This window comes from Ruegeria sp. CDSB136 (assembly GCF_059610965.1).
Genome location: NZ_JBXWOP010000009.1, coordinates 45,332 through 62,055, shown reverse-complemented (window position 1 = coordinate 62,055; position 16,724 = coordinate 45,332). Strand labels below are relative to the sequence as shown.

The following is a 16,724-nucleotide window of genomic DNA, read 5'->3' as shown; positions in this document are numbered from 1 at the left end:
GTGGGTCGTTCAGTCCAGCCAGCCCCTGAGATTGTCTTCGATCACCGCGCCAAGTGCGGCGATATGCGAATCATCGGCGTTGAGGCATGGGATATAAGTAAAGCCCTCGCCGCCGGCCTCCTCAAAGCTTTCCCGAATTTCTTCGTTGATTTCTTCCAGCGTTTCGATGCAGTCGGCTGAAAAGGCCGGGGCGATTACCGCGATGTTCTTTTTGCCCTGCCGCGCCAGATCGGCGACGTGATCGACGGTGTAGGGCTTCAGCCATTCCTCGGGTCCGAACCTGGACTGGAACGTCGAAACCAGCTGATCGTCTGTCCAGCCCAGCCGCTCTTTCAGCAATCTGGTCGTTTTTGCGCATTGGCAGTGATAGGGGTCGCCTTGCTGCAAATAGCGTTCCGGCATCCCGTGATAGGAACAGACGAGAATGTCGGGCCTCGTCTCCATCTCTGCATAAGCGCGCTCAACCGACCCCGCCAATGCGTCGATGTAGGCAGGTTCGTCAAAATACGCGGGTACGGTCCGGGTGGCCGGTTGCCAGACCTCCTCCATCAGCGCCCGGAAGAACTGATCATTTGCTGTCGCTGTCGTGGCTCCCGCGTATTGCGGGTAGAGCGGGAAGAACAGGATGCGGTCACAGCCCGCCGCCACCATCTCGCTTACTTTGGACTTGGTCGAAGGGTTGCCATAGCGCATGCAGAAATCGACCATCACCTGATCGCCGTAACGATCTTGCATTGCGTTGCGCAGCTTGGCTGTCTGGTCCTTGGTGATCGTCATCAACGGGCTTTCGCCCTCGTCGTGATTCCAGATCGATTTGTAGGCCTCACCCGAGCTGAACGGGCGCTTGGTCAGGATGATCCCCTGCAGGATCGGTTGCCACTTCCACTTTGGATAGTCGATCACGCGTTGATCCGACAGAAACTCGTTCAAATAACGCCGCATCGGCCAATAGCTGTAGTCATCCGGCGTGCCGAGATTTGCCAGCAGGATTCCGACGCGGCCCGTTTTGACCTTTGGGTGGTCGGCTGGTGCATGGTCGGGGCGGGTTGCGTCAGTCATTTAGGCTTCCTGAGTTTTTGTGGTCCGGCCTGAGATAAACGGAAATGCCCGGCGGTCAATCGGACAGTTTGCCTTCTTTTGTCCCTAAAGCTTCAGCTAGTCGCATGCGGGCGGACCCGGGGCGCAACGGTTGCGGTTGGCTGTCGTGCGGGGACCAGCCTGTCAGGCAGATCAATTCGAACGTCGCCAGCAGACGGCCCTGAGGCGACGCAAAGTGGCGGTTGTAGATGGTCTGGGCTTTGTCAAAGATAAGGCGTTGAGTCGGGTATTTCAGACGGGCGGTCAGAATATTGGTCTCACCCATTGCGCGAAGATCGTGCATCAGGTGCATCAGGTCACGGTATTCCGCTGTCACGGTAGCCCTGTCGGCCACGGGCAATGCAAATCCGGCCCGCTGCAATAGCCCACCCAGATCCCGCAGTTCTGCCATCGGGGCGATGCGGGGGCTGAGCCCCCCGGTTACTTCGATCTCGGCCTGGCCCAGGGCTGCACGCAGTTCGTGCAGGGTTTCACCACCGGGACAGACGCCCAGCAGCAGCCCGTCCGGGCGCAGGGCGTGACGGCATTGGATCAATTGCCCGACCGGGTCATTGGCCCAGTGCAGCGCGATCGCGTGAATAACCAGATCATGCGATCCACTCTCCAGCTCCAGAACCTCACTATCCGCTATGGTGGTAGCAGCGGGCAGAAAATCGCGCCAGAGATGCGGGAACGGAGTGATAATCGCCGGTGCTGTAAAGGTTCTGTTAACCATCAAAAGCCGATCCTTCACCTCATCCATGGCAGCGTGATGCAGGAACAACGCATCGTCCCGGGCACGGGCGCGGCGCATGGTCAGTATCGAGCGATCAAACGGCGAGGGTGCAGTGTCGGCAGGCAGTTTCATGGGTCGCAAGTATCGCATGTGGCAGCGGATTCAAACCGTTGTTGCACTGATCTACCCGCCGCGTTGCCTGGGATGCGGCGTATTGACGGAATCCGACTTTGGTTTGTGCGGCTCCTGTTGGCGTGACACACCATTCATCGGCGGGACCGTCTGCGAAACCTGCGGAATGCCGATAGAGGGCGAGGCGGATGGTCACAGAATCGAGTGCGACGATTGTCTGGCGAGCCCCCGACCATGGAGGGACGGGCGCGCAGCGCTGTTGTATCAGGGTCAGGCACGATCGCTGATCCTGAGCTTCAAGCACGGTGACAGGCCCGAACTGGCCCGAACAGCGGCCCTTTGGATGGCGCGGGCAGGCCAAGATCTGCTTCGCGACGAGATGCTGATCGCACCTGTCCCGTTGCACTGGTCGCGCCTGCTGAAACGGCGATACAATCAGTCTGCCCTGCTGGCGCAAAGTCTGGCCCGTGAAACCGGCCTGGACATGTGTCCGGACCTGCTGGTGCGTCGAACAAAAACCCCGGTTCTGGATGGCAAAACCGCAGCGGAACGGGCGGACATCCTGTCTGATGCGATCGCAGTTCACCCCAAGCGGCGAAACCTGCTGACAGGCCGCGATATCCTTCTGGTGGATGACGTGATGACATCCGGCGCGACTTTGGCAGCCTGTACCCGGGCATGCCAGATCGCGGGGGCAAATCATATTTTCGTGTTGGTACTGGCGCGCGTTGCCAAGGATGCCTAATTCGCTCAAGATTGCGCGAAATCTAGGGAACGGAACATGAAGCCGGTAGAAATCTACACCTCGCCGCTATGCGGCTTTTGCCACGCTGCCAAACGCCTGCTCAAGCAGAAGGGTATCGATTTCAAAGAAATCGATGTCCTGATGGACCCCAAGCGAAAACCAGAGATGATCAAACGGGCCTCGGGTAAACGCACGGTGCCTCAGATCTTTGTAGGTGACATCCATGTCGGCGGTTGCGATGACCTGTACGAGCTGGACCGGCAGGGCAAGCTGGACCGTCTGCTGGCGGCCTGATGAAAACGGCGCTGTTGCAAATCACTTCGTCGGATGACCCGGCAGAAAACCTCATTATGGTGCGCGCCATGATGGCCGATGCGGCAGCGCAGGGCGCGCAGTTTGTCCTGACGCCCGAGGTCACGAATTGCGTCTCGACAAACACCACACGGCAGCGCGAAGTTTTGCAGCACGAAGAAGATGACATCACGCTGGCCGGCCTGCGAGAACAGGCCGCCACGCTTGGTGTCTGGCTGCTGATCGGCTCGCTGGCGGTCAGGACCCATGACGCAGATGGGCGATTCGCCAACCGGTCCTTCCTGATCGAACCGAAGGGTCAGATCGTGGCCCGCTATGACAAGATTCACATGTTCGACGTGCAGGTCACCGAGTCTGAGACCTTCCGCGAATCCAGGAACTATCGGCCAGGCGACAAGGCAGTGATTGCCGAGACCGATTTCGGCAAGGTTGGCATGACTGTCTGCTATGACATTCGCTTCCCGCAACTTTACGCGGCGCTGGCGCAGTCCGGCGCGCGGATTCTGACTGTTCCGGCGGCTTTTTCACCGGTTACCGGCGCGGCCCATTGGGAACCGTTGTTGCGCGCGCGCGCGATTGAGACCGGCTGTTGGGTTCTGGCCCCGGCACAAACGGGTGAGCATCCGAAAACCCGCGGCAGGACGCGTCATACCTATGGCCACAGCATGGTTGTGGCCCCTTGGGGAGAGGTGCTGATCGACGCAGGTAACGATCCGGGCATTCACATTTTCGATTTGGATGATAGTTCTGTGACACAGGCGCGCAGCCGTGTGCCCTCATTGACTCACGTGCGGCCTTTCGACGGGCCCTGATCCAGAACCGGAATATGACGGACGAGAAAAATGCCCTTGCGGTCACGCTTTTCAGCGAGATCCTGACCGCCGATCAGCTTTTGCGAAACCGGCTCAGCCGGGTGCTGCCCAAGGGCATGGAGATCTCGCATTTCTCGGTGCTGAACCATCTGGTCTTTGTCGGAGACGAGCGCAGCCCGGCGCAACTGGCCAACACATTCCATGTGACCCGAGGTGCGATGACCAACACTTTGGCCAAGCTGGAATGGGCCGGATACATCCACATTCGACCCGACTGGGACGATGCCCGTCGTAAGATGGTGGCGATCAGCCCCGCCGGCCGCCGAGCGCGCGATCAGGCGATTTCGTCGATTGCACCGCTGATCAACCGAGTGGTCGGAGAGTTGGGTCTGGAGCGGGTCCGCAGCACCCTGCCCGTGTTGCGGGATTTGCGGTTGCAGCTTGAGGGTGAATAGGGGCAATTCGGCATCCAGCGTCAGATGGGCGCTTGCCCCCATCTCGATCAGCTCACCCCGGCTTCACGCTTGCGGTCACGTAATTCACGCTGAGGTCGCGGTCGGAAATTGACCAATTCCACAGGATTGGGTTGAACACGAACCCCTTGCGGTCGACCGGGTCCAGCCCTGCCTGGCGCAGCAGGTCGAACAATTCGTCTGGTGTGATGAACTTGTGCCACTCATGGGTGCCGCGCGGCAGCCAGCGCATGACCACTTCGGCTCCGATGATCGCCATGGCGTAGGATTTCGGATTGCGGTTGATGGTCGAACAGATCTGCAGTCCGCCGGGTTTCAGCAGGTGCTGGGTCGCCGTCAGGTAGCTGAGCGGATCAGCAACGTGTTCGACAACTTCCATGTTCAGGACAACGTCGAACTGTTCGCCTGCCTCGGCCAGCGATTCGGCCGTTGTGTGGCGATAGTCGATTTGCAGCCCGGATTGTTCCGCATGAATACGTGCGACGGGCAGGTTGCCTGCGGCGGCGTCGGCGCCGACGACCTCGGCCCCCAGTCGGGACATCGGCTCGCTCAGCAATCCGCCACCGCATCCGATATCCAGCAAACGCAGGCCTTCAAAGGGATCAGGGTCCTTCAGGTCGCGATCGAACTCGCCCGCAATCTGTTGTGTGATATAGTCCAGACGGCACGGATTCAGCATGTGCAATGGCTTGAATTTACCATGCGGATCCCACCATTCCGCGGCCATCGCTTCGAATTTTGCGATCTCGGAAGGGTCGACCGTGTTCGGATGCGCTTGCATTCCTGTCTCCGTATGCTCTTTTACCCGTAAGGACTATATAGGCCAATAATGGACAAGTACCCGGACCAAAAGCGCGCAGTTCAATATCTCTACCCGCCGACCGACCCGTTCGATCAGCGGATGGTGGATGTGGGCGACGGGCATCGCATCTATATGGAACAATGCGGCAATCCCGACGGGATACCGGTCGTGGTTTTGCATGGCGGCCCGGGTGGCGGCTGCAGTCCGGCGATGCGCCGCTATTTTGATCCTGATGTTTACCGGGTGATTCTTTTCGACCAGCGCGGCTGTGGCCGGTCCCGGCCCCACGCTGCGGTCGAGGACAACACGACATGGCATCTGGTTGACGATATCGAACGCTTGCGGGTTTTGCTGGACATAGATGAGTGGATCGTTTTTGGCGGCAGCTGGGGGGCCACCTTGGCGCTGATCTACGCGCAGGCCCATCCGGATCACGTTGCCCGTCTGGTGCTGCGTGGCGTGTTCCTGATGACAAAGGCCGAACTGGACTGGTTCTATGGCGGTGGGGCCGGAAAATTCTGGCCCGAGCAGTGGGCGAAATTCACGTCCCTGCTGCCCGAATCTGAACTGCACGATACAATCACCGCCTATCACAAACGCCTGTTTTCAGGCGATCGCGCGACCGAAATCCTGTATGCCCGCGCCTGGTCCAGTTGGGAGAATGCGCTGGCTTCGATCCATTCCAACGGATCGACCGGGGAAAGCCCCGGAGAGTATGCGCGCGCCTTTGCTCGGCTTGAAAACCACTATTTCATGAATGGTGGATTTCTTGAGAAAGACGGCCAGATTCTGGATCGGATGGATCGGATCGCACATATTCCCGGCCATATCGTTCAAGGTCGCTATGACATGATCTGCCCGCCGCAGGCAGCCTGGAATCTGGCCGACCGTTGGTCCAACGCCGAGCTGAAAATGGTGCGGCAGGCAGGCCACGCCCTCTCTGAGCCCGGAATTAGCGCCGAACTGGTCCGTATCATGGACCGTGTGGCCGAGGAGGCTGTAGCATGACACGGATCGACCGCCGAGCCCTGTTTGCGTCGGGTGCCGCCGCCGCTCTGCTGGCGGCGACCGGAGCTTCGCTTGCGGATACGCCGAAATCGGGCGGGGCTTTGCGGTTGGCCGTGCCCCGTGATGACAGCCTCGAGCAAGTGGCGCGCGGCGCGGTGTTCGATACGCTGACCGAGATTGCGCCGGATGGCACCTTGCGTGGAGAACTGGCAACCAGTTGGCAAACCGATGCCGAGGCGCGCGTTTGGAATTTCGAGCTGCGACAGAATGTTCTGTTTCACGATGGCGCGGTTTTGGAAATGGGTGATGTTCTGGCCGTTCTGGAAGAAGTCGGACAGGCCGAACCGCTTTCCCTGACTTCGATACGATTGGAATTGGCCGCGGCCAATCCGGGCCTGCCGTTTCTTCTGGCCGACAGTCGGTTTGTCATTACACGCAAGGGGCAGGGGGTCACGCCACTGCACGCCGCGAACGGGACGGGGTGTTACCGTGTCGAGCGTGCCGAGGATGGCCGCCATTTCCTCGGGCGCAAGGTGAGCGGCCACTACAAGGACGGACAGGCCGGTTGGGCGGACTCCGTGGAAATCATCGTCATTCCGGATCCAAATGTCCGCGCTGAAGCATTGCGGGATGGGTATGTCGACATCGCTGCCTTGCCTGCCTCGGAGGGGCTGAAGGGCCAGAGAGGTTTGCGGTTTTATCCCGCCGAATCGGAGATGGCACTGGCGCTGGCTGCTCATGTGGGAATGCCCCGCCAGATCGGAAAGGGCCGCGCGCTCGACGACGGGCGCATCGCCGAAAGGTGGTGGGTGGCGTAATTCCGTTCAGTGTGAACTGCCGGGGGTTGCAGTTTCGGAAAACCCTGCGTATATGCAGTTTCAACAGCGGCGTGTCGGGCTAGGGTCCGGGGCTCCACCGGAAAAGATCGACGGGCCGCGCGCCCGTTTTTTTGTGCCCGATTCATGGGTAGAGAACCTGATGACAAACGACCTGATAGCCAAAGCTGCCATCGATCGGCGACTGGCCGAGATCATTACCCCCGTGATTGAGGATCTGGGGTATGAGCTGGTCCGTATTCGCCTGATGAGCGGCAAACAGACCACGCTGCAAATCATGGCCGACAAGCCCGATGGCGGTATCGAAGTGGATGATTGCGCCGAGATTTCAAACGCGGTCAGCGCCACGCTGGATGTCGAGGATCCGATCCTTGACACCTATACGCTGGAAGTGTCCAGCCCCGGTATCGACCGCCCTCTGACTCGTCTCAAGGATTTTGAGACTTTCGAAGGGTATGAAGCCAAGATCGAAACTGCCGAGCTGATCGACGGCCGCCGCCGCTTTAAGGGTGAATTGGCCGGGATCGAAGGGGACGAGGTTCTGATAAACATCCCCGAAGGGTCAGAAACGATCACCATCGGTCTGCAGTTCGACTGGCTGAGCGACGCCAAGCTGGTCCTGACCGACGACCTGATCAAGGAAATGCTGCGCCAGCGCAAGGATGCCGGTGCCCTGAACGAAAACGCTTTCGACGATATTGAGACCGAAGGGTCCGAAGAGGAGACGAACTGATGGCAATCACCTCAGCCAACCAGCTGGAGCTGCTGCAGACCGCCGAGGCCGTGGCCCGCGAAAAGATGATCGACCCCGGTCTGGTTGTCGAAGCGATGGAAGAATCGCTCGCCCGCGCCGCCAAGAGCCGCTACGGCGCCGAGATGGACATTCGCGTCAGCATCGACCGTAAGACCGGCAAGGCCACCTTTACCCGCGTTCGTACCGTGGTCGAGGATGACGAGCTGGAAAACTATCAGGCCGAGTTCACCGTCGAGCAGGCTAAGCAGTACATGGAAGACCCGCAAGTCGGTGACGTCTTCGCTGAAGAGGTGCCGCCGGTCGAAATGGGTCGTATCGCTGCCCAGTCGGCGAAACAGGTGATCCTGCAGAAGGTCCGCGAGGCTGAGCGTGATCGTCAGTACGAAGAATTCAAGGATCGCGCCGGAACCATCATCAACGGTGCCGTCAAGCGCGAAGAATTCGGCAATGTCATCGTCGATCTGGGTGGTGCCGAGGCCGTTCTGCGCCGCAACGACAAGATTGGCCGCGAAAGCTATCGCCCGAATGACCGTGTGCGCGCTTATATCAAGGAAGTCCGCCGCGAGGTTCGCGGCCACCAGATCTTCCTGTCGCGTACCGCGCCGGAATTCATGGCTGAGCTGTTCAAGATGGAAGTGCCGGAAATCTATGACGGCATCATTGAGGTCAAGGCCGTGGCCCGTGACCCCGGCTCGCGTGCGAAGATTGCCGTGATTTCCTATGACGGCTCAATTGATCCCGTCGGTGCCTGCGTCGGTATGCGCGGCAGCCGCGTGCAGGCCGTCGTGAACGAGCTGCAGGGCGAAAAGATCGACATCATCCCGTGGAACGAAGATCAGCCGACATTCCTGGTGAACGCGCTGCAACCCGCCGAGGTTTCCAAGGTGGTTCTGGACGAAGAAGCCGGCAAGATCGAGGTTGTGGTCCCCGAGGAACAATTGAGCCTTGCCATCGGTCGCCGGGGTCAGAACGTGCGTCTGGCCAGCCAGCTGACCGGTCTGGACATCGACATCATGACCGAGGCCGAAGAGTCGGCGCGTCGTCAGAAGGAATTCGAAGCCCGCACCAAGCTGTTCATGGAAAGCCTGGATCTGGACGAATTCTTTGCTCAGTTGCTGGTCTCAGAGGGTTTCACCAACCTCGAAGAGGTGGCTTACGTCGAGATCGACGAGCTGCTGGTCATTGACGGTGTTGACGAAGGCACCGCGCAGGAACTGCAAACCCGCGCGCGGGAATTCCTGGAAGCACAGGCCAAGGCCGCGCTGGATGCTGCCCGCGCCCTGGGCGCCGAGGATAGCCTTATTGAATTCGAAGGCCTGACACCCCAGATGGTTGAGGCGCTGGCCAAGGACGATGTGAAGACACTGGAAGACTTCGCGACCTGCGCGGACTGGGAACTGGCCGGTGGCTGGACCACGGTCGACGGCGAACGCATCAAGGATGACGGTGTTCTGGAGCCTTTCGGCGTCACGCTGGAAGAAGCACAGGATCTGGTCATGACGGCCCGCATCATGCTGGGTTGGGTTGACCCGGCCGAACTGCAGCAGGCCGAAGAAGACAGTGAAATTGCAGACGAGGAGGCCGAGGCCTGATTTCAGGCCTCGGGTGGCGTGAATGGGTCGCGGTGGCGTCCATAAAGACCGGTCCGAAGGACCTGAACGCAAGTGCATCGCCACGGGCGAAGTTCAGCCTAAATATGGGTTGATACGCTTTGTGACGGGGCCGGACGGTCAGGTCTATCCGGATGTCGCGGCGAAACTGCCGGGACGTGGGGTCTATGTGGCGGCGGATCGCGCCGCACTGGACCGGGCCGTGGGCAAGAAACTGTTTGCACGCGGGTTCAAGGCTCAGGTGACCATACCGCAGGATCTGGCGGATGAGGTCGAGCGGCAGATTTCGCGCCGGGTGATTGAACTGCTGAGCTTGGCCCGCAAGTCCGGCGATGCGGTCGCCGGCTACGAAAAGGTCAAGACGTGGCTGGACCGGGAAGAGGCCCAGGTACTGATTCAGGCCACCGATGGATCGGGGCGCGGCAAGTCGAAACTGAGCACGCCGCATTTTGGAAAATACATCGGTTGGCTGACGGCGGACGAGTTGGGACAGGCATTTGGGCGCCAAACCGTGATTCATGCGGCTCTGGCCTCTGGCGGACTCGCCAAACGTGTTGTAGAGGAAGCGCAGCGCCTGCGTGGCTTGCGCGAAACGGATGACGGCGGCAAGGGCCGCTCGGAAGGGTAAGAAGCTTTATGAGCGATAGTGACGGCAAAAAGACATTGGGTCTTCGTGGCGGGGCACGCCCCGGAAATGTGAAACAGAGTTTCAGCCACGGACGCACCAAGAATGTCGTGGTGGAAACCAAACGCAAACGCGTGGTGGTTCCCAAGCCGGGTGCCAGCAAGCCAGGTGGCGGCGCTGCGCCGTCGGGTGATCCTTCACGTCGTCCGGCCGGCATCTCGGATGCCGAAATGGCGCGCCGCATGAAGGCATTGCAGGCCGCCAAGGCGCGGGAGGCCGACGAGGCTGCTGCCCGCGAGGCGGAAGAAAAGGCGCGTGAAGAAGAACGCGCCCGCCGCCGTGCCGAGCAAGAGGCCAAGGAACGCGAACAGCGTGAGGCCGAAGAACGTGCGCGCCAGAAGGCAGAAGACGAAGAGCGCAAGCGCAAAGAGGCGGAAGAAGCCGCCAAACGCGCCGCTGAGGCCCCGACCCCCGAAGAACCCAAGGCGGCCCGCAGCCCGGCCAGCAAGCCTGCGCCAGCGGCGATTCCGCGCAAGCAGGATCGCGAACGCGAACAACGTGGTCGCGGCAAAGGGCGTGACGACAACCGCAGGTCCGGCAAGCTGACACTGGGTCAGGCCACCGGTGGCGAAGGTAACCGTCAGCGCTCGATGGCGTCGATGAAGCGCAAGCAGGAGCGTGCGCGTCAGAAAGCCATGGGCGGCCCGGTCGAGCGCGAAAAGGTGATCCGCGACGTACAGTTGCCCGAAGCGATCATGGTTTCGGAACTGGCGAACCGTATGGCCGAGCGCGTGGCCGATGTAGTCAAATCCCTTATGCAGATGGGCATGATGGTGACGCAGAACCAGACCATCGACGCCGATACAGCCGAGCTGATCATCGAAGAGTTCGGCCACAAGGTCACCCGTGTTTCCGATTCGGATGTCGAGGACGTCATCAAAGAGGTCGAAGACAGCGAAAAAGATCTGCAACCGCGCCCGCCGGTCATTACGATCATGGGTCACGTTGACCACGGTAAGACCTCGCTGCTGGACGCGATCCGCGATGCGCGGGTCGTCGCAGGCGAGGCCGGTGGCATCACCCAGCATATCGGCGCCTATCAGGTCGAAACTGATGGCGGCACCACGCTGACCTTCCTGGATACGCCGGGCCACGCGGCCTTTACCTCGATGCGCTCGCGCGGTGCCCAGGTCACGGATATCGTGGTTCTGGTGGTTGCGGCCGATGACGCGGTGATGCCGCAGACGATCGAGGCGATCAACCACGCCAAGGCGGCCGAAGTGCCGATGATCGTGGCGATCAACAAGATCGACAAACCGGACGCGAACCCGGACAAGGTCCGCACCGACCTGCTGCAACACGAAGTGATCGTCGAGAAGATGTCGGGTGAAGTTCAGGACGTCGAAGTGTCGGCCATCACCGGTCAGGGCCTGGACGAACTGCTGGAGGCCATCGCGCTGCAAGCCGAGATTCTGGAACTGAAAGCCAACCCCGACCGCGCCGCCCAGGGCGCCGTGATCGAGGCGCAGCTGGATGTGGGCCGTGGTCCTGTGGCCACTGTTCTGGTTCAGAACGGCACGCTGCGTCAGGGCGATATCTTCGTTGTGGGTGAACAGTACGGCAAGGTCCGTGCGCTGATCAACGACAAGGGCGAACGCGTCAAGGAAGCTGGCCCCTCGGTTCCGGTCGAAGTCCTGGGCCTCAATGGTACGCCCGAGGCCGGTGACGTTCTGAACGTGACCGAGACCGAAGCACAGGCCCGTGAGATCGCAGCCTACCGCGAACAAGCCGCCAAGGACAAACGCGCCGCCGCCGGTGCAGCGACCACCCTTGAGCAGCTGATGCAGAAAGCCAAGGAAGACGAGAACGTGGCCGAGTTGCCGATCCTCGTCAAAGCCGACGTGCAGGGTTCTGCCGAAGCCATTGTTCAGGCGATGGAGAAGATCGGAAACGACGAAGTGCGCGTGCGTGTACTGCACTCGGGCGTTGGTGCGATTACCGAGACGGATGTCGGCTTGGCTGAAGCCTCCGGCGCGCCGGTCTTTGGTTTCAACGTACGTGCCAACGCGTCAGCCCGGAATACGGCGAACCAGAAGGGTGTTGAGATCCGCTATTATTCTGTGATCTATGACCTCGTTGATGACGTGAAAGCGGCTGCATCGGGTCTGCTGAGCGCCGAAATTCGCGAGAAGTTCATCGGCTACGCCGAGATTCGCGAAGTCTTCAAGGTCACCGGTGTTGGCAAGGTTGCTGGCTGTCTGGTCACCGAAGGTGTTGCCCGTCGTTCCGCAGGCGTCCGTCTACTGCGCGACAACGTGGTGATCCACGAAGGCACGCTGAAGACGCTGAAGCGCTTCAAGGACGAAGTGGCCGAAGTCCAGTCGGGTCAGGAATGTGGTATGGCATTCGAGAACTACGATGACATCCGCCAAGGCGACGTCATCGAAATCTTCGAACGCGAAGAAGTTACCCGCACGCTGGACTGATCCAGACACAATCAGACAAAGAAAAACAGCGGCTCATTCGGGCCGCTGTTTTCGTTTTGTCACTTCAGGTCCAGTCCAGCACCACTTTGCCGGATTGACCGGATTTCATGGCCTCAAACCCTTTGGCGAAATCGTCGACGTTGAACCGATGAGTGATAACCCGGCTGACATCCAGGCCGTTCTGAAGCATGGCTATCATCTTGTACCAGGTCTCGAACATCTCGCGGCCATAGACGCCTTTGATGGTGATCGCCTTGAACACGATGCGCGACCAGTCGACCGGGGATTTGCCGGGCGGGATACCCAGAAGGGCAATCTTGCCGCCCATCACCAGCGCTTCGACCATCTGATCCAGCGCGGCTTGTGAGCCTGACATCTCCAGGCCCACATCGAACCCCTGTTGCATTCCAAGCGCAGCGATAACGTCTTTCAGGTCTTCGCGACTGACATCGACGGCGCGCACTGTGGGTACGACATGTTCGGCAAGCTTCAAACGATCCGGGTTGATATCGGTGATCACCACATGCCGTGCCCCGGCATGACGGGCGACCGCAGCAGCCATGATGCCAATGGGACCCGCTCCGGTAATCAGAACATCCTCTCCCAGCAAATCAAAGCTGAGCGCCGTGTGCACCGCATTGCCGAGCGGATCAAGGATCGCTCCGATTTCATCCGGGACGTCGTCCGGCAAGGGCACAACGTTAAAGGCGGGCAGCTTCAGGTATTGGGCAAACGCCCCCTGTTCGTTTACCCCGATGCCGCGCGTGCCGGGGTCGAGGTGAAACTTGCCTGCGCGGCTCTGTCGGCTGTCGGTCCCGATCAGATGCCCTTCCCCCGAGCACCGCTGGCCAACCTCAAGACCCGTCACGTTGCGTCCGATCTCAACAATCACTCCGGCAAACTCGTGGCCGGTGATCATCGGCACCGGAACAGTATGCGCGGCCCATTCATCCCAGTTCCAGATATGAATATCGGTGCCGCAGATACCGGTCTTGTTGATCCTGATCAGCACCTCATCAGGGCCGATTTCCGGCACTGGAGCCCGCACCATCCAAAGCCCTTCCTCGGGCCTGGACTTCTCGAGCGCCTTCATTGTGTTGGGTCGCATCAGATCACTCCCAGCTCCTTGCCGACCTTACCGAAGGCCGCCAGTGCGCTGTCCAGTTCGTCCCTTGTCAAGGCCGCATTCATCTGGGTTCTGATCCGCGCCTTTCCGCGTGGCACGACAGGAAAGAAGAAGCCCGAAACATAGACGCCTTCGTCAAACAGTCGTGCGGCCATGTCCTGCGCCAACTGCGCTTCTCCCAGCATCACGGGGATGATCGGGTGCTCGCCGGGCAGCAGATCAAATCCAAGCTTTTCCAGACCCGCGCGCCAGTATTTCGCATTGCCGAATAGCTGAGCGCGCAGCATGTCGCCCTGTTCGACCAGACGGATGGCTTCAAGCCCTGCGGCGACGATGGAAGGCGGCAGCGAGTTTGAGAACAGATAGGGCCGCGCCCGCTGCCGCAGCAGGTCAATCACTGGCTGCGGCCCGGCGATATAGCCGCCGATTGCCCCCCCAAGTGCCTTGCCCAGAGTTCCCGTCAGAATGTCTACGTCGACACCGAAGTGATCCGGTGTTCCGGCACCGTTCGGCCCCATGAAGCCGGTGGCGTGGCAGTCATCTACCATGACGATGGCATCGTACTTGTCCGCCAGTTCGCGAATTTTTGGCAGGTTGGCCAGATAGCCGTCCATGGAAAACACGCCATCAGTAGCGATCATGACATGCCGCGCCCCGTCCTCGCGCGCCTGTTTCAACCAGGCTTCAAGGTCGTTCATATCATTGTTCATGTAGCGATAGCGCTTCGCCTTGCACAGCCGCACGCCGTCAATGATCGACGCGTGGTTCAGACTGTCCGAGATAATGGCGTCTTCCGGGCCTAACAAAGGTTCGAACAGTCCGCCATTGGCGTCGAAACAGGCTGCAAACAGGATGGAATCGTCCTTGTTCAGGAACTTCGCCAACGCCTGTTCCAGTTCCCGGTGAATATCCTGCGTACCACAGATGAAACGCACCGAAGCCATACCGAACCCTTTAGGTCCCATCGCGTTCGTGGCAGCCTCGATCAGCGCCGGGTGATCGGCCAGACCCAGGTAATTGTTTGCACACAGGTTGATAACCTGCCTGTCGCCCACCGTAATCTCACCGCCCTGGGGCGAGGTGATCATTCGTTCGCGTTTGTACAGGCCTTCTGCTTCGATCTGCGCAAGGGTGTCCGTGATGTGGGACAAGAATGCATCTGCCATGGCGACCTCCGTTCATCTGAGTCGCGCTTCTAACATAGCGGACAAGATTCCCAAATAGGGGAATTACAGTATGAAGGAAAAATTTCCGTGAAGGCGGAAATTTGCTGATGTCAGGCGTTTTTCACGATCAGGAAAACCCGTGCCGGGCCATCGGCGGAAATGGAATGCGCAATATCCGCCGCATACCGGGCGGTATCGCCTTGCTTCAGGTCCGAAACGGCGTTCCCCGAAGTGACCCGGACGGCGCCCTCCAAAACGGTTAACTGTTCCCGTGCGCCCCGCTTATGGGGCTGGCTGTTCAACGCACCGCCGTCTTCGAACTGAATATCGTAAACTTCGTGCCCACCGGCCTCTTCCGGCGGCGACAGGATGTGAATCCGGCATCGCTCGCCCATGTTATCGATACTCGGCACTTCGGTTTTCTTGAGCACCTCGATTTGATCCTTGGCTTTGGAGTCTTCCAGAAGGCCCGCAAAATCCACCTGCAGGGCGCGGGTCAGGTTCCATAGTGTCGAAATGGTCGGGCTGCTTTCGCCCCGTTCGATCTGGCTGACCATGGACCGGGAGACGCCGCTCAAGTTGGCAACCGCTTCGAGAGACAGGCCCTTGGCCCGGCGCGCCTCTTTCAGGCGGGCGGGGAGGCGTGTCAGGATATCGTCTGTGTTTTCCGTCATGACGGAATTTCATGCGCGCTGAGCGGAGCATTGTCAATTCCGTCCGTGACGGGACGTCTTGCGCGACATCATCATTCTGCGTGTGCATACTGCGGTCAAATTCAGGAGGAGTGATCCATGACCGACATCGTAATTCTCGATGGTGCTCGCACCGCGATTGGCACCTTTGGCGGGGCTCTGGCCTCGACCGCGCCGATTGATCTGGCGACCGTTGCGACCGAGGCGGCGCTGGAGCGGTCCGGTGTCGAAGGCGCGCAAATCGGGCATGTTGTGTTCGGTCATGTGATCAACACCGAGCCGCGTGACATGTATCTGTCGCGGGTCGCTGCGATGCAGGCAGGAATTCCAAACGGCACCCCCGCAATGAACGTGAACCGGCTGTGCGGGTCTGGTGCACAGGCGATCGTGTCGGCGGTACAGTCGCTGATGCTGGGCGATGCGGAATTCGCCATTGCAGGCGGCGCCGAAAGCATGTCGCGCAGCCCTTATATCATTCCGCAGGCGCGGTGGGGCGCAAAGATGGGTGATGTCACCTCGCTGGATATGATGCTGGGAGCACTGAACTGTCCGTTCGGAACCGGGCATATGGGTATCACCGCCGAGAACGTCGCGGACGAGCACCAGATCAGCCGTGAGCAGATGGACGCTTTTGCAATGACCAGCCAGACCCGCGCGGCGGAAGCGATCGAGGCGGGTTATTTCGAAAGCCAGATCGCGCCAGTGCAGGTCAAGGTCAAGCGCGACATGGTCGATTTCAAGATTGATGAGCACCCGAAAGCAACCTCGCTTGAGGCGCTGTCAGGTTTGCGACCGGTGTTCAAGAAAGACGGTCGTGTTACTGCCGGAAATGCCTCGGGTATCAATGACGGGGCAGCGGCCATGGTTCTGGCGACGGCAGACGCCGCCGAGAAAGCCGGATTGAAGCCCAGGGCGCGCGTTTTGGGATATGCCCATGCCGGGGTTCGGCCCGAAGTGATGGGGATCGGACCGGTTCCGGCGGTTCAGAATCTGCTAAAGAAGACCGGGCTGTCCGCCGAAGAGTTTGATGTCATTGAAAGCAATGAGGCGTTCGCTGCGCAGGCTTTGGCTGTCAATCAGGAGCTTGGGCTGGACGCATCGAAGGTTAACCCCAACGGTGGTGCGATCGCTCTGGGCCACCCGGTGGGCGCGACCGGTGCGATCATCACTTTGAAGGCCCTCTACGAGTTGGAACGCACCGGTGGTTCCAAAGGTCTGATCACCATGTGCATAGGGGGCGGTCAGGGGATTGCAATAGCAATCGAGCGCCTTTGATCTGAGATCGGGGAGGGGGGCTGTCTGCCCCCCATCGCGCCATGGCGCGATTCCCCC

General features: G+C 60.0%; 17 protein-coding genes. 11 read left to right on the top strand and 6 right to left on the bottom strand.

Going from position 1 to position 16,724, the window contains the following annotated elements; genetic code table 11:
- Nucleotides 1–9: 9 nt before the first annotated feature.
- Together hemH and AC2FIR_RS11275 are read right to left on the bottom strand one after the other, a co-directional pair.
- Nucleotides 10–1,059 (bottom strand): ferrochelatase, encoded by a 1,050-nt coding sequence (gene hemH / locus AC2FIR_RS11280; protein ID WP_480490802.1) that lies wholly within the window; start codon nucleotides 1,057–1,059, stop codon nucleotides 10–12.
- A gap of 55 nt (nucleotides 1,060–1,114) precedes the next feature.
- On the bottom strand, nucleotides 1,115–1,945 hold the full coding sequence (locus tag AC2FIR_RS11275) for a methyltransferase domain-containing protein (protein WP_496746748.1): 831 nt from the start codon (nucleotides 1,943–1,945) through the stop codon (nucleotides 1,115–1,117).
- On the opposite strand from AC2FIR_RS11275, the gene AC2FIR_RS11270 reads away from it, so the two are divergent.
- The 4 genes from AC2FIR_RS11270 to AC2FIR_RS11255 are packed head-to-tail and all read left to right on the top strand — an operon-like array spanning nucleotide 1,944 to nucleotide 4,269.
- Entirely contained in the window at nucleotides 1,944–2,690 is a 747-nt protein-coding gene (locus AC2FIR_RS11270; protein ID WP_480914960.1) for a double zinc ribbon domain-containing protein, read from the top strand. The genes AC2FIR_RS11275 and AC2FIR_RS11270 overlap by 2 nt on opposite strands.
- A 36-nt stretch (nucleotides 2,691–2,726) precedes the next feature.
- Nucleotides 2,727–2,984 (top strand): glutaredoxin 3, encoded by a 258-nt coding sequence (grxC, locus tag AC2FIR_RS11265; RefSeq protein ID WP_170615509.1) that lies wholly within the window; start codon nucleotides 2,727–2,729, stop codon nucleotides 2,982–2,984.
- Entirely contained in the window at nucleotides 2,984–3,814 is an 831-nt protein-coding gene (locus AC2FIR_RS11260; protein ID WP_496746747.1) for a carbon-nitrogen hydrolase family protein, read from the top strand. Before grxC ends, AC2FIR_RS11260 begins: the two co-directional genes overlap by 1 nt.
- A 14-nt stretch (nucleotides 3,815–3,828) precedes the next feature.
- Nucleotides 3,829–4,269 (top strand): MarR family winged helix-turn-helix transcriptional regulator, encoded by a 441-nt coding sequence (locus AC2FIR_RS11255; RefSeq protein WP_010442526.1) that lies wholly within the window; start codon nucleotides 3,829–3,831, stop codon nucleotides 4,267–4,269.
- 52 nt (nucleotides 4,270–4,321) lie between these two features.
- On the opposite strand, the gene ubiG is transcribed toward AC2FIR_RS11255, so the two are convergent.
- Entirely contained in the window at nucleotides 4,322–5,068 is a 747-nt protein-coding gene (gene ubiG / locus AC2FIR_RS11250; protein WP_480914961.1) for a bifunctional 2-polyprenyl-6-hydroxyphenol methylase/3-demethylubiquinol 3-O-methyltransferase UbiG, read from the bottom strand.
- 48 nt (nucleotides 5,069–5,116) lie between these two features.
- Between ubiG and pip the strand changes: the two genes are divergently transcribed.
- The 6 genes from pip (at nucleotide 5,117) to infB (ending at nucleotide 12,408) form a co-directional block, all read left to right on the top strand.
- Nucleotides 5,117–6,097 carry a prolyl aminopeptidase gene (pip, locus tag AC2FIR_RS11245; RefSeq protein ID WP_480914963.1) on the top strand — a complete coding sequence of 327 codons (981 nt, stop codon included), beginning with the start codon at nucleotides 5,117–5,119 and terminating at the stop codon, nucleotides 6,095–6,097.
- A complete protein-coding gene (locus AC2FIR_RS11240; protein WP_496746746.1) occupies nucleotides 6,094–6,915 on the top strand; it encodes an ABC transporter substrate-binding protein in 822 nt (273 codons plus the stop codon). The genes pip and AC2FIR_RS11240 overlap by 4 nt, the downstream gene beginning before the upstream one ends.
- Before the next feature lie 160 nt (nucleotides 6,916–7,075).
- A complete protein-coding gene (gene rimP, locus AC2FIR_RS11235) occupies nucleotides 7,076–7,666 on the top strand; it encodes a ribosome maturation factor RimP (protein WP_480914966.1) in 591 nt (196 codons plus the stop codon).
- Nucleotides 7,666–9,279: a transcription termination factor NusA gene (gene nusA / locus AC2FIR_RS11230; protein ID WP_480914968.1), complete on the top strand. Its 1,614-nt coding sequence runs from the start codon at nucleotides 7,666–7,668 to the stop codon at nucleotides 9,277–9,279. The genes rimP and nusA overlap by 1 nt, the downstream gene beginning before the upstream one ends.
- Nucleotides 9,280–9,301: 22 nt before the next feature.
- Nucleotides 9,302–9,925: an RNA-binding protein gene (locus tag AC2FIR_RS11225; RefSeq protein ID WP_170615495.1), complete on the top strand. Its 624-nt coding sequence runs from the start codon at nucleotides 9,302–9,304 to the stop codon at nucleotides 9,923–9,925.
- Between the two features lie 8 nt (nucleotides 9,926–9,933).
- On the top strand, nucleotides 9,934–12,408 hold the full coding sequence (gene infB, locus AC2FIR_RS11220) for a translation initiation factor IF-2 (protein ID WP_496746744.1): 2,475 nt from the start codon (nucleotides 9,934–9,936) through the stop codon (nucleotides 12,406–12,408).
- Between the two features lie 64 nt (nucleotides 12,409–12,472).
- Here the strand turns inward: infB and tdh are convergent, their stop codons facing one another.
- The 3 genes from tdh to AC2FIR_RS11205 form a co-directional block, all read right to left on the bottom strand.
- Nucleotides 12,473–13,501 carry an L-threonine 3-dehydrogenase gene (gene tdh / locus AC2FIR_RS11215; protein ID WP_480904236.1) on the bottom strand — a complete coding sequence of 343 codons (1,029 nt, stop codon included), beginning with the start codon at nucleotides 13,499–13,501 and terminating at the stop codon, nucleotides 12,473–12,475.
- A gap of 14 nt (nucleotides 13,502–13,515) precedes the next feature.
- Complete coding sequence (locus AC2FIR_RS11210) at nucleotides 13,516–14,700, bottom strand: glycine C-acetyltransferase (protein WP_321250517.1); 1,185 nt, start codon at nucleotides 14,698–14,700, stop codon at nucleotides 13,516–13,518.
- A gap of 110 nt (nucleotides 14,701–14,810) precedes the next feature.
- Nucleotides 14,811–15,374 carry a helix-turn-helix domain-containing protein gene (locus AC2FIR_RS11205; RefSeq protein WP_170615489.1) on the bottom strand — a complete coding sequence of 188 codons (564 nt, stop codon included), beginning with the start codon at nucleotides 15,372–15,374 and terminating at the stop codon, nucleotides 14,811–14,813.
- A 117-nt stretch (nucleotides 15,375–15,491) separates the two neighbouring features.
- Between AC2FIR_RS11205 and AC2FIR_RS11200 the strand changes: the two genes are divergently transcribed.
- Complete coding sequence (locus AC2FIR_RS11200; RefSeq protein ID WP_480914977.1) at nucleotides 15,492–16,667, top strand: acetyl-CoA C-acyltransferase family protein; 1,176 nt, start codon at nucleotides 15,492–15,494, stop codon at nucleotides 16,665–16,667.
- Nucleotides 16,668–16,724 lie beyond the last annotated feature (57 nt).

Coding starts and splice junctions, on each gene's coding strand:
- ubiG (WP_480914961.1), bottom strand. CDS start 5,068: ATGCAAGCGCATCCGAACACGGTCGACCCTTCCGAGATCGCAAAATTC.
- pip (WP_480914963.1), top strand. CDS start 5,117: ATGGACAAGTACCCGGACCAAAAGCGCGCAGTTCAATATCTCTACCCG.
- AC2FIR_RS11225 (WP_170615495.1), top strand. CDS start 9,302: ATGGGTCGCGGTGGCGTCCATAAAGACCGGTCCGAAGGACCTGAACGC.
- AC2FIR_RS11270 (WP_480914960.1), top strand. CDS start 1,944: ATGGGTCGCAAGTATCGCATGTGGCAGCGGATTCAAACCGTTGTTGCA.
- AC2FIR_RS11240 (WP_496746746.1), top strand. CDS start 6,094: ATGACACGGATCGACCGCCGAGCCCTGTTTGCGTCGGGTGCCGCCGCC.
- hemH (WP_480490802.1), bottom strand. CDS start 1,059: ATGACTGACGCAACCCGCCCCGACCATGCACCAGCCGACCACCCAAAG.
- AC2FIR_RS11200 (WP_480914977.1), top strand. CDS start 15,492: ATGACCGACATCGTAATTCTCGATGGTGCTCGCACCGCGATTGGCACC.
- infB (WP_496746744.1), top strand. CDS start 9,934: ATGAGCGATAGTGACGGCAAAAAGACATTGGGTCTTCGTGGCGGGGCA.
- tdh (WP_480904236.1), bottom strand. CDS start 13,501: ATGAAGGCGCTCGAGAAGTCCAGGCCCGAGGAAGGGCTTTGGATGGTG.
- AC2FIR_RS11275 (WP_496746748.1), bottom strand. CDS start 1,945: ATGAAACTGCCTGCCGACACTGCACCCTCGCCGTTTGATCGCTCGATA.
- grxC (WP_170615509.1), top strand. CDS start 2,727: ATGAAGCCGGTAGAAATCTACACCTCGCCGCTATGCGGCTTTTGCCAC.
- AC2FIR_RS11260 (WP_496746747.1), top strand. CDS start 2,984: ATGAAAACGGCGCTGTTGCAAATCACTTCGTCGGATGACCCGGCAGAA.
- rimP (WP_480914966.1), top strand. CDS start 7,076: ATGACAAACGACCTGATAGCCAAAGCTGCCATCGATCGGCGACTGGCC.
- nusA (WP_480914968.1), top strand. CDS start 7,666: ATGGCAATCACCTCAGCCAACCAGCTGGAGCTGCTGCAGACCGCCGAG.
- AC2FIR_RS11255 (WP_010442526.1), top strand. CDS start 3,829: ATGACGGACGAGAAAAATGCCCTTGCGGTCACGCTTTTCAGCGAGATC.
- AC2FIR_RS11205 (WP_170615489.1), bottom strand. CDS start 15,374: ATGACGGAAAACACAGACGATATCCTGACACGCCTCCCCGCCCGCCTG.
- AC2FIR_RS11210 (WP_321250517.1), bottom strand. CDS start 14,700: ATGGCAGATGCATTCTTGTCCCACATCACGGACACCCTTGCGCAGATC.